10 protein-coding genes are annotated in these 11,864 nt (G+C 44.3%); 5 read left to right on the top strand and 5 right to left on the bottom strand.

The features are described 5' to 3' along the window. Positions 1 to 27: 27 nt before the first annotated feature. Genes lpxL through XMM312_RS07190 form a run of 4 tightly spaced genes read left to right on the top strand, consistent with a single transcriptional unit; the run spans position 28 to position 3,838 of the window. Complete coding sequence (gene lpxL, locus XMM312_RS07205; protein ID WP_371743473.1) at positions 28 to 969, top strand: LpxL/LpxP family Kdo(2)-lipid IV(A) lauroyl/palmitoleoyl acyltransferase; 942 nt, start codon at positions 28 to 30, stop codon at positions 967 to 969. Next, entirely contained in the window at positions 956 to 2,035 is a 1,080-nt protein-coding gene (locus tag XMM312_RS07200) for a glycosyltransferase family 4 protein (protein ID WP_173488974.1), read from the top strand. The genes lpxL and XMM312_RS07200 overlap by 14 nt, the downstream gene beginning before the upstream one ends. Beyond that, the gene (locus XMM312_RS07195) at positions 2,032 to 2,814 is read left to right on the top strand and encodes a glycosyltransferase family 2 protein (protein WP_173488973.1); all 783 of its coding nucleotides are present in this window, start codon (positions 2,032 to 2,034) and stop codon (positions 2,812 to 2,814) included. The genes XMM312_RS07200 and XMM312_RS07195 overlap by 4 nt, the downstream gene beginning before the upstream one ends. After that, positions 2,807 to 3,838 carry a glycosyltransferase family 4 protein gene (locus XMM312_RS07190; RefSeq protein ID WP_173488972.1) on the top strand — a complete coding sequence of 344 codons (1,032 nt, stop codon included), beginning with the start codon at positions 2,807 to 2,809 and terminating at the stop codon, positions 3,836 to 3,838. The genes XMM312_RS07195 and XMM312_RS07190 overlap by 8 nt, the downstream gene beginning before the upstream one ends. Positions 3,839 to 3,857: 19 nt before the next feature. Here XMM312_RS07190 and XMM312_RS11685 read toward each other — a convergent pair whose 3' ends face one another. From XMM312_RS11685 to XMM312_RS07175, 3 genes are read right to left on the bottom strand one after another with little or no spacing between them, the layout of a single operon-like run. Continuing rightward, positions 3,858 to 5,153 carry an O-antigen ligase family protein gene (locus XMM312_RS11685; RefSeq protein ID WP_173488971.1) on the bottom strand — a complete coding sequence of 432 codons (1,296 nt, stop codon included), beginning with the start codon at positions 5,151 to 5,153 and terminating at the stop codon, positions 3,858 to 3,860. Between the two features lie 32 nt (positions 5,154 to 5,185). After that, positions 5,186 to 6,277, bottom strand: coding sequence for a glycosyltransferase family 4 protein (locus tag XMM312_RS11680; RefSeq protein ID WP_173488970.1), 1,092 nt, complete (start codon positions 6,275 to 6,277; stop codon positions 5,186 to 5,188). Continuing rightward, positions 6,274 to 7,122, bottom strand: coding sequence for an ELM1/GtrOC1 family putative glycosyltransferase (locus XMM312_RS07175; protein WP_173488969.1), 849 nt, complete (start codon positions 7,120 to 7,122; stop codon positions 6,274 to 6,276). The genes XMM312_RS11680 and XMM312_RS07175 overlap by 4 nt, the downstream gene beginning before the upstream one ends. A 111-nt stretch (positions 7,123 to 7,233) precedes the next feature. Here XMM312_RS07175 and XMM312_RS07170 point away from each other — a divergent pair, with 111 nt between their 5' ends. Next, positions 7,234 to 8,289, top strand: a complete 1,056-nt coding sequence (locus tag XMM312_RS07170) for a branched-chain amino acid aminotransferase (protein WP_371731502.1) — start codon at positions 7,234 to 7,236, stop codon at positions 8,287 to 8,289. 37 nt (positions 8,290 to 8,326) lie between these two features. Here the strand turns inward: XMM312_RS07170 and XMM312_RS07165 are convergent, their stop codons facing one another. Beyond that, on the bottom strand, positions 8,327 to 8,941 hold the full coding sequence (locus XMM312_RS07165; RefSeq protein WP_173484774.1) for a phosphatase PAP2 family protein: 615 nt from the start codon (positions 8,939 to 8,941) through the stop codon (positions 8,327 to 8,329). A gap of 8 nt (positions 8,942 to 8,949) precedes the next feature. Beyond that, positions 8,950 to 11,808 carry a bifunctional [glutamate--ammonia ligase]-adenylyl-L-tyrosine phosphorylase/[glutamate--ammonia-ligase] adenylyltransferase gene (gene glnE / locus XMM312_RS07160; RefSeq protein WP_173484773.1) on the bottom strand — a complete coding sequence of 953 codons (2,859 nt, stop codon included), beginning with the start codon at positions 11,806 to 11,808 and terminating at the stop codon, positions 8,950 to 8,952. Positions 11,809 to 11,864 lie beyond the last annotated feature (56 nt).

Here is an 11,864-nt window from a genome sequence, read left to right as displayed (position 1 = left end):
CATAAAGCACTTAAACCTATAAACTTTATGGATTACAGCTTACCTATTGATATGAAAACTAAAGCTCACACCAATTATCTAGCTCCAAGGTACTGGCCTACATGGTTAGGTCTAGGGGCTTTGAGTCTAATCAATTTGCTCCCTTTTTCTCTTCAAATAAAAATTGGAGCGGCCTTAGGCTCTATTATCAAAAACTTAGCTTCAAAGCGCCGACATGTTGCTGAGGTAAATATTCGCCTCTGTTTTCCTCAACTAACTGAAAGTGAGCGCACTCAGTTGGTTTCTGACACGTTTAAGAATAATGGAATTGGAATCATTGAGACGGCTATGGCTTGGTGGAGCGATAGGGAATCATTTCGCTCTAAGGTATCTATAGAGGGTAAAGAGTACCTAGACGAAGCTCTTTCAGAAGGTAAGGGCGTAATCCTCTTAGGAGCCCACTACTCAACACTCGATTTAGGTGGTCTTCTATTCTCACTTTTCTACCCACTTCACACCATGTATCGCCCACACAACAATCCACTAATGGACAAGGTGATTACAAAGGGGCGCTTAAGATCGATCAAGTCAATGATTGACCGATCAGATTTTAGATCAGTGATTAGAGCTTTAAAAAGAAATGAGATTGTTTGGTACGCACCAGATCAAGACTTTGGACCTAAACATTCTGTTTATGCACCATTTCTTGGTGTTAGTGCCGCAACTACACCCGCTACCGCCAAGCTGGCTAAATTAAGTAAGTCACCCGTTATTTTGCTCTCCCATCACCGCACAACTGATGGCACCTACATACTTCGCCTGCACCCGCGAATTGAGCCCTTCCCGCTCGAAGGTGATGTGGAATCAGCAACGCGAATAAACCAAGAAATAGAGAAGGGTATTAATTATCAGCCTTCTCAGTACATGTGGGTTCATAGAAGATTCAAAACTCATCCAAAAGGCAAGAACTGGCTGTATGACAACAATTAAACGTGTCGCGTTAGTTACTCAAACCTTTCCACCAAAGATGGGTGGTATGGAAGCTGTTATGGCTTCATTGGCGAAGCACTTTGCAGAGAATGGTTCAGAAGTCGCGATTTTCCCGAACAAACCGGCTCCTGAAGAGCAGTTCTACAAATCATACCTCTTGCCTTCGCCTAAACTAGTACGCCATTTATTTAAAAAGCTCCTGATCAGCTTAAAAGCCAATCCTCAGGATCTAGTGATATGCGATAGCTGGAAAAGTGTAAAAGCAGTTCCAGCTAAATTTAAAAATATAGTCGTGCTTGCTCATGGCCAAGAGTATCTGAACACGTCAAAACGCAAGTTGGAAATTGAAACAGCTCTGATGAAGGCTAGAGCCATTGTATGTAGCTCTCATGCGACAATGAAGTTAGTTGAAGCGTTAACACCAATTCACAGAGATAAAAGTCACGTTGTATACCCTACCTACATGCTTGAAGAGCCCTCAAGCATCGAATTAAAAAAATCTCCAGCGAACACATTAAAGTTACTGTCAATTTCTAGATTAGAAAAAAGAAAGGGCATACAAAATGCCATGAAAGCGATAGTAAAACTAAAAGATGAAGGCCTGATGTTTGAATGGGATATTTGTGGTTCAGGCCCAGCTGAAAAAGAACTTCATGATTTGTGCAAAGAACTAAAACTCGAGGAAAATATTCGTTTTCCTGGCCGTGTATCTGATCAAGAAAAACAACTACTTCTGTCTCAAGCTGATCTTTTTGTAATGCCATCCTATCAAGAAGGAAATTCACTTGAGGGCTTTGGCATTAGTTATATAGAAGCAGCAGCATTCGGTTTACCCTCAGTAGGAGGAGAAGCTGGCGGCGCAAATGAGGCAGTGCATGCTCCAGAATGCGGCTGGAGCTGTGACGGTGCGTCTATTGAAGAGATCTACACAGCACTCAAAGATTCTTGTTTTGATAGAGAAGAAAGAAACCATAGAGGCTCAAATGCGTTAATTCGTTTCAATAAAGAAATGAGCGGTAAGATCGTATTTAGTAAGCTATTTGAAATATGTCGAGCTATACAATGACTAATAATCTTCACACTGCAAGACTTCCAATTAGCGTTACGATTATTTGTCATAACGAGGTTGAACGTATAAAAGAGACCATCGAATGCGTTGAAGACTGGGTTGATGAAGTAATAGTCGTTGACTCTGGAAGCACTGATGGAACGCAGGACATCGTTCTTTCTACCACAGCAAAATTGTTTTTTAATGAGTGGCAAGGATACGGCCAACAAAAAAGATTCGCAGAAGATCAAGCCAGTAACGACTGGATCTTTAATATTGATGCTGATGAGCGTGTTCTACCAGAACTGGCCGAAGAAATTCAAAATCGATTCATAGTCGAATCAAATAATGTAGAGGCTTACAAAGTACCTATATACGATCGTTTTTTATGCACTAGAGAGATTTCTAAGTACAAACCATACAATCCAGTCCGGTTGTACAAAAAATCAGTTGGTCGATATAGAGATAGTGCAGTGCATGACCGAGTGGTTTTACCAAACACAGCCAATGTCAGCCAGCTACGAAATCGCATAGCCCATGACTCTCTTAAGTCATTCAGACATCGTGTAGAAAAAATGAACAATTACACAGATGCTCAGGTGATTGATCTTCGCTCTAAAGGACGCAAGTTCTCAAAAATGCGAATAGTGTTAGAGTTCTGGAGTGCTTTTCTAGTGTGCTACATCCGCAGAGGATATTGGAGAAACGGATTTATGGGATACATATACTCTATGAATTTTGCATACAGTCGCTTCTTGAGAGCAATTAAACTTTACGAATCATCTAGTAATGAGTAACAAAAAGACCATCTTTATCTCTCTAATATCTGACCGTGATGGGGGATTAGAGGAATCTTTTGTTTTTTATTCAAATCTCTTAATAGAAATGGGGCATGAAGTATTTCTGTTAACACCAACATCGGCTCCATATTTATCTAGAATCAACTCTTTAGCGCGTCGAATAAACTTTCATCCCAAGGGCTATTGGGACATTTTTTCTGCAGCAAGGCTATCTCTGATAACAAGAAAGTATGCGCCCGACATTATGCTAGGGTACAACTCAAGGGCATCGTATTACATATCAGGCATCGCAAAACTATTCAATAAGACACAGTCGATAGGCTACAGTCATAGTTACAAACATAAAAAGCTGCGATTCTGCGATTCTGTTATATGTGTAACGGAAGATATGAAGTCATTTTTCTTGGCCAATGGCTTTGATAATTGTTCAGTGGAAGTGTTACCACCGATAGGATTGGATCTAGATAAAATTTCCGAAACCCATAGAACTCAATACTTAAATAATGATTCTATTCGATTTGGCTTTTTAGGGCGTATGGCACCCGAGAAAGGCATACTTACTCTAATTAAGGCCGTGTCGAAAGTTCACTTATCAAAAAAAATTAAGCTTGTAATTGGGGGAAATGGTCCTCAACTTGAAGCTGCGAAAAGTCTATCTAATCAACTTAGTTTAGATGCTAATTTTATTGGCTGGGTAAGATTCAAAGAAGATTTCTTTAATCAAATTGATGTTCTAGTCATTCCCTCAGAATCAGAAACTTTTGGTATTGTAGCGTTGGAAGCAATGATAAGAAAAATACCTGTAGTCTCAACTCCAACTAATGGCGCAATTAGCATAATAGTAGATGGGAAGTCTGGTTTGATATCTGATGGCTTTGATGAAATGTCACTTTCGCGAGCAATCGCCGAACTCGACAATCTTGATCTTCAAGAATTAGTTAGCGAGGGGCACAAAAGAGCTTTAAGTTTTGATAAAGAAACCGTAAAAGGAAGATTCAAAGCTATAATCGATAAATTATGAATCGAATAGAGCTAAATTTTTAGCTATGATCTTTATTAGCTTTGGTGCTGAAAATGAGGCCCGCACTTACACCTAACCAAACCCAGAACCAAGCGTTCATCCAGCCACCATAAAAGTTGTTATGTGTATTGAATGGAAAGAAACCTGCCCAGAATGCTATCAATCCACTGAGTGCTAGAAGCGACCCGGTACTCATTGTTTTTAATGTTGTTCGAATTAAGAACACGAATAACACTACAAGACCCAAGACGCCCCATACACCAGCCCCAGACCATGCTTCCAAAATCATCTGATGTGTGTGCGTTGCACCTTTCAGTGGGTGCTTGCCATTAGACTCTTTCGAGAAATCATGAATCCAGTTATTACCTGGCTCGGCAACCAAGGGGTGTGCATATCGAAAGTTGTTCACACCCGTTCCAGTCAATGGATACTCTGCGCCTAACTTAATCGCATCAGACCAAATGTTTATGCGACCAGAGAGGCTACGATCAAGTGTCTCCATGTTTGGGTTCTTAAGGAAAGAGAATGTTTGATCAAACTTAGTGCTTAAACCGGGTAAGGTATATAGGTAATTACCCGCAAACACGACAGTCCCAATGAGCAGAACTGATCCTAAGATTGTTTTTTGATTAAATCGATAACCACGGAAAAAAGGGGTTAAAGTAAAGACACCTAAGGTGACCAAAATTGATAGCCAAGAAGAGCGGGTGCCGCTAATAAAACATAAGAAAATAATAAACACTCCTAAAACTATTGAGGACTTGTACCAACCCTGACTCCATAGCGATAAAGTAAGAAACCCAAACAAAGAACCCAGGATAACCCCCATCATAAGTCCGCCATCGACAAACGGGTTATCTCTAGTATGAAGCCCTTGATTATGGCTTCCACCGGGGCCAAATGGGTTATTTGGATCAATATACTGCCAGATCGCTAATACGCCCCAGAATACTACAATAAGGCTTATCACTATGACTGACGGGATTAAGTTATATCCATTAGAGAGCCTTTTATATAGGAAATATCCAGCTAGAGAAAACAGCGGATACGTTCCTACGAAAACCATTGTTCGCTCGAAATCGATAGTACCAATGAATGAAATTACTGCCGGAATCCAAACACAAAGTCCTGCGAAAATTAGCCACTTAGTGCCCGCTTCAAGTCCTTTTCCAACTTTTAGCTCTCTAAAAAGCAGAACCGCTCCTATGATTGCCATTACCAACAATGGGTACCATAGTGTTTTCCCAAGCGGCATCATGAAGAAATAGAGCGACAACAGGATAGTTAGATCATTTTTTTTAAATAAATTTAGCACTTCATTATCTCTTTGTGTTTTTAGTGCTTGAATTAAAGAAGGTTTTTATATTGCACGAGGGTATCACGCCGCATCTGACTTAATGTAAATGTATTCGGCGGTAGCGAAGCAGGACTTTGAAGTGCTTTCACAAGAGCTTTAACTACAGCTACAAAATCTCCAGATTCAACAAGGTATTCTGGCGCTAAAACTTTCATTGTCTCTTCTACAGCCCCATGTGCATATGCAATAACCGGTGTACCTACCGCAATACTTTCAACGACTGCTCTACCAAACGACTCCGCTGTTGTCGTTGTTAGTGATAATGAAACATCAGAAATAGCGTATAGCTCTCGCATATCCGAGCGTGTGCCTAGAAATACAAAAAACTGCTCAAGATCGTTGGTGTTGATAGCAGACTGTACTTCAGCCAGGAACTTACCTTTCGAATCACTTCCTACTACTAATACTTTGAAGTCTGTTCTCTGCTTAGCAAGTTCTTCAACAACTTTCACTAACTCAAGATGACCTTTCCAGCGCGTAATTCGGCCAGGAAAACAAAGAAGTTTTTTATTCAGGCAATCAGGATTTTGTTTATAAAAGTTTTTGCACCAATCGTCCGATGGCTTAAAGCCTCGGTAAAAATAGTCCTCATCTATTCCGCGATGAATCACTGTTACTTTATCTGGGTCGTCAACTTTATAATTTTCGAATAGATATTGTTTGCAGGTTTCGGAAACACAAATAACACGTTCCCCCTTGGCCATTATGGCACTGTACCAGTTAACAGAATGCATACCGTGCAAAGTGGTAACAAATTTAGGACGATCATTTTTCGGCATACCCCGCCAAGCAAGCCAGACAACCCAAGCTGGCATGCGGGAACGAACATGGACGATGTCTGGCTTCTCTTTACGAAGCCATTTTCGGAAAGACCAAAGCTTTAAAAATGTGAGCAGAGATTTTTTGCCAAGATCCCATGCGATATGTCGCGAGCCCTCAGACTCCAATTGACCAACTAATCGCCCCCCAGCTGAAATAACAATAGATTCGTGCCCTGCTTCAACTAATGCTTTTGCGATATCGATGGTACCGCGTTCGACTCCGCCAACCTCTAATGCCGGAAGTACCTGAACTACTTTCACAGGGGAAATCTCTCCAAAATAATCTCAGCGCAGCGGGCTGCTTCTCGAAAATTCGACACTGGATTGGCCGGTTTTTGATCGGCTGTAGCACCCACTAAACCTTGCTCAACCAATGAGTCGATGCCCTGTTGCGTTCTTGAATTAGGCGTAGATTCTAAACGTATCAGCGAAACAGTGCACCCGGCGGTTAATGCTTCGTAGACCATTGAGACACTGTCTGAGCTGACAATCACCTGTTCGGTGATTGCTAAAGTGCTGGGTAACCAATCACTATCGACTGAATCAGGCTCAATTAATCTGATGCTCGTTTTCGATTTAAGCCGTTGTAAGAGGTCGCTGGAGGTTCTTCGAGAGGTCGCTACATTCAATAACCCAATGGATGGTTCAGTTAACTGGTCGATCTGCTCAATAATGCGATCATCATCCCAAATCACGTGCTTGCTTGGCCCACCTAAAAGAACCAATCGACTCTCCGGCTGTTTATTAGACGGCTTCATTCGATTGATTGCTCCTTTGGTAGTCACTACACGATCAGAAGCGGGGGGCGCATCATGTTCTGGGACCAGAGCAAAATTAAAGAAGCTGTAAGGGAGAGATGGACGCATCAGTACGACATTTTTCGCCCCAAAGCGAACAGTGAGCGCCCAATTCCAAAAGTGAGTGGCTCGACCTGCACTGATAATCAATTTGGGGCGATCTGTAGCAAACAGTGCGCTACTCACACCCTTCAGTGGAAGGGTTTTGAATGTCAGATTCGGTTTAAACTCAAGCAACGCTTCTACCAATCCAAGGGACTGATTAATGTGCCCGGGCTTTCCATCACTGATGATCCAGATATCTGCCACAACAAACCTTTTCGCATATAGATCCCTAAGGATAAACAGTTCCCGCCCTAAACACACTTCAATTTAATAAATATCGATTCCAATTTTCCCTCTATGGCTTACAATTGATCGATTAAATTTTGGCGCACTGTATCGACTCAACAGAACAGTTGTAATTTTAGGAAGATTTTCATGGCAGCATTTGGTTCTCTCTTTATGCCAGAGATGGCGATAACTTGGTTTGATGGCGACAGCTGGAGCCCAACTGAAGTGGTCGCTAGTGACTCCATCTCATTTCACCCTGGCGCACATGTGCTGCACTACTCAAGCACCTGCTTTGAGGGGTTAAAAGCATTTCGCCATGCTGATGGTTCAGTCAAAATTTTCCGTATGGACAAGAACATTGAACGCTTTGCGCAGAGCAGCCGCCTTCTTGGTTTACCTGAGATTGATAAGGGGCAGACGCAGCAAATGATCGAGTCAATCGTTCGTCAGTACGCTGCAGATGTACCAGAACCACCGGGTTCGATGTACATTCGCCCGACACACATTGGTACTGAGCCTGCAATTGGTAAAGCGGCGGTGCCATCGGTTACCTCATGTCAATACATCCTTCTATCACCTGTAGGTGATTATTTCGCAGGTGGCGATAAAGCACTTCGCCTACTGGTCGACGATGAAGCGATGCGCTGCCCTCCACACATGGGCATGATCAAAAGCGGTGGTAACTACGCTGCAGCCATGGGGCCTATCTTAAATGCCAAGGCACAATACCAAGCGGATCAGGTACTCTTCTGTCCAGGTGGTGACGTTCAAGAGACCGGCGCTGCGAACTTCCTGCTTATTGATGGCAACCAGATCATCACTAAAGCATTGGATGAGAGCTTCCTGCACGGTGTCACTCGTGACTCGATTCTGACATTAGCTCGTGATCTAGGCATGGATGTTCAAGAGCGCCAGCTTTCAGTAGATGAGCTTCTGGAACGTGCTGCAAAACCGGGTTGTGAAGCGGCTTTGTCGGGTACGGCAGCTGTTCTAGCCCCTGTAGATACTCTGATCTACAAAGATAAAGAGTACAAAGTCGGCAACGGTGGAATCGGCGAGACTACCGTTAAGCTTCGTCGTGCACTGAATGACATTCAGTGGGGTAAGGCCGAAGACCCGCACGGTTGGTTAACCCACCTATAAATTTTCAACTAAAAAGGGGCATCAGCCCCTTTTTAATTTAATCTTTGTTCCACCTTGTCACCAAAATCATAGATGAAAACTTTGATTTGAGTAACAAGTAGCTTACTAAGCCACCTATACCTGCCCCAACCATCGTGTCCAACGGAAAATGGACACCTAAATAGATTCGGCTAAAGGCAACTAAAATTGCAATTGAAAAAAAGACCCATCTCAAACGAACAAAGGCGAACGCAAGGATTGTCGCTAACATCATGCTATTAGCTGAGTGACCACTAGGAAATGATCCATTAGATGAGAGAGACTGTGCTTCATGTTGATCGACTCTAAGCTCGGCTAAGTTCTGCTCAAACGGACGATCTCGATCAACTGCTACTTTCACAGCACTGTAGACGCCAGCATTCACTCCATAAATGAGTGCTAATAGAGCCAAAACTCTAAGTTTTGATTGAATTCCTGACACTCTATTTGAGACAGGAATTCCCATACTACTACTGACAAAACGCTCGGCAGGAATCGACACACCAATAAGCGCTATAAGCCCCCAGACCACCTCTTTATCACCGAGATGGGTTAATAAAGGCATAATCCAGTCGAAAATGGGGTTTCCCAAACTCTTATTGATTAACTGAAATAAGGATTGGTCTAAATCCATCAACACAATCAAGTACTCTGTTTAAAAATTGATTGCCAAACAACTTTTACAGATTGGCGTAGATCTATTAATTCTGCACTGGAGATCAAGCCCTTCGCGTTTTGTAGAGTCTGGCGATGGCCTAATGCGCGGTAAGTTTTATAACTCTCGCTTAACACTTCAGCCTGGGTTTGATCCAAATAACCCGCATCCGCCAGAGCCTCAATAATGCGCACGTTATCAGTGAACTTATAAAGCGCAGCTGTCTCTTTAGCGTATCTGAGCACAAGGTACTGCACCGCAAACTCGATATCGACAATACCGCCAGCATCCTGTTTGATATTGAACGCTTCTGAACCCTCTGCAGTGCCAAGATGATCACGCATCTTCTGGCGCATTGCGATCACCTCTTCACGTAACGATTCAGCTTCCCTATCCTTACAAAGGACCTTAGCACGCACCGCTTCAAATTCGGCTTTAAGTCGACTCGACCCTGCCACTACACGGGCACGCACCAGTGCTTGGTGCTCCCAAGTCCAGGCTTCATTCAGTTGATAGGCCTCAAAGGCATTCAGGGAGCTGACCAATAGTCCAGAATTGCCAGAGGGTCGCAGACGCATATCGACCTCATAAAGCTGACCCGAGGTCGTGAAGGTGTTCAATATATGAATGATGCGCTGACCTAAACGCGTGAAAAAAACGTCATTGGCTATCTCTTTATTGCCCCCAGCAGTCATCAAATTACTGGGCGCATCATGCACAAAAACCAGATCCAGATCCGATCCATAAGAGAGCTCAATCCCACCCAATTTACCAAAGCCGATAATGACAAAGTCTTGATCGCATGGAACGCCTGCCGATCGCTGCGGCGTGCCATATTTGGTTGTCATATCTCGCCATGCGATCTCCAAAACCGCCTGGAGAATCGCTTCTGCTAGCCAGGTTAAGTAATCACTCACTTTCATCAGAGGCAAAGCACCAGTTATATCCGCAGCAGCCACTCGCAGAATATGTGCATTTCTAAAGTAACGCAGCGCTTCCATTAACTGCTCAATGTCATCCTCTGGGATACGCATCAACTGCTGTCGTAACTCATTGGATAAAGCTTGTGCGTCCGGTGGATTGAACAGTGATGATGCATCAATCAGCTCATCAAGAAGGACCGGTTGATGAGCTAACTTCTCTGCAAACCATGGACTGGCTGAACAGAGCTTTACCAACTGCGCTCGAGCACTGGGGTTTTCGGCTAGCAGAAGAAGATAGGCTGAACGACGCACTACAGCTTGAATCAGCTGCAAAACCCGCTCCAAAGTCTCTTCTGCGTTTTCCACGCCCGACAGATCCCGGAGCAAACGAGGCAGCAGATCCAACAAACGCTCCTGCCCGACATTTTGCAACGCCTGTACCGTTCTTAACTGGCGCAGCGATACCAGTGCCTTCAACGCTCGATCGGTTTCGCTGTAACCCAGCTCTGTCAGATAGTGAGCCAGCGCCTCCTGATCTGCAAACTCCTCATGCCAGAGGCCCGTAAGATGCGCATCGCTCTCAGTTTGCTCGGCATTGCCTTCCTGATCCACTGGTGCAATAACATCTGCAAAGTGCTGTGAGACTCGACTTCGATGCTCATTTAGCTCTGTTAAAAGCGCCTCTGGACTCGTAAAGCCCATGGAGTAGGCAAGGCGCTGCATACCGAGATCATCAGCTGGTAGCTCTTGGGTCTGCTTATCTGCTTGCGCCTGAATCGCATGTTCCACATTACGCAGGAAGACGTAGGCATGGGTTAGCTCTGTCACAACCACGTCTGGAATGCCGACTACCTCTGGGAGAAGTGGCAATATGTTGCACAACTCTCGTTGCTGCAAACGTGTATCACGCCCGCCGCGGATTAGCTGAAAGGCTTGAGCGATGAACTCAACCTCGCGAATACCTCCGGCTCCCAACTTAACGTTATTCTCACGACCCTTTAAACGGTTCTCACGCTCAATCATCCCTTTCATTTCACGCAAAGATTCAAAGGCGCTGTAGTCAATGTACTTACGATAGACAAAGGGGCGCAGATCCTGCATCAACTGGGCGCCAGCTTCCTTATCACCCGCGATGATACGCGCTTTGATCAACGCATAACGCTCCCACTCACGCCCCTGTGTCTGGTAGTACTGCTCCATGGCATCAAAACTGGCAACCAATGGACCAGAAGATCCAAACGGACGCAGACGCATATCGACACGGAATACAAAGCCCTCGGCTGTGGGGGCATCTAAAACACGAATCAATCTTTTACCCAGTCGTGTAAAGAACTCTTGGTTGGATAGTGAACGGCGGCCACCTTGGGTTTCGCCATTGGCGGGGAAGGTAAACATCAGGTCGATATCCGAGGAGAGATTGAGCTCATGTGCCCCCAATTTGCCCATTCCAATGACGGCCATGCGTTGCAAATTTCCATCAGAGTCCATTGGCTCACCCAGATCTTTGACTAGATCTTGGTGCAGCCAATTCAATGCTGCATCAGTAGTGGCATCGGCCAGTTCGGAGAGCATCCGGGTGGTTTCTGTTAGATCGGCCAATCGGTTCAAGTCGCGCCAAATAATTCTAACCATGGCCAATCGACGCAGGCGACGCAGCGCAACACTCAGTGCCTCTTCACTCCCCACAGCTTCAACAGCCGCCAACACTTGCGCTGTTAAAGCACCTGTTGGAAGCTCACCAACATCAAGGTTTAACTGCTCAATCAATTCGGGATGACGCTGCAGCTGATCCGCAACATAGTCAGATCCCAATAGCACTCGATCTAACTCCGCCAACCGATTGTGATCTGATTCAAGCAGATCTCTTGCTGCTGAAACCTTTTGCTGCTGTTTTTCTAGGTAGTCATTCAATATCGCTGTCACTCAAACCACTCCGAAATCTTGCCAATAGGACTAATATACTGCGTTCAGTTATAAGA

This window comes from Marinobacterium sp. xm-m-312, assembly GCF_013283295.1.
Taxonomy (GTDB): Bacteria; Pseudomonadota; Gammaproteobacteria; order Pseudomonadales; family Balneatricaceae; genus Marinobacterium_E.
Note: the sequence above shows the minus strand (reverse complement) of the source record. Positions and strands in the feature narration are given on the sequence as shown.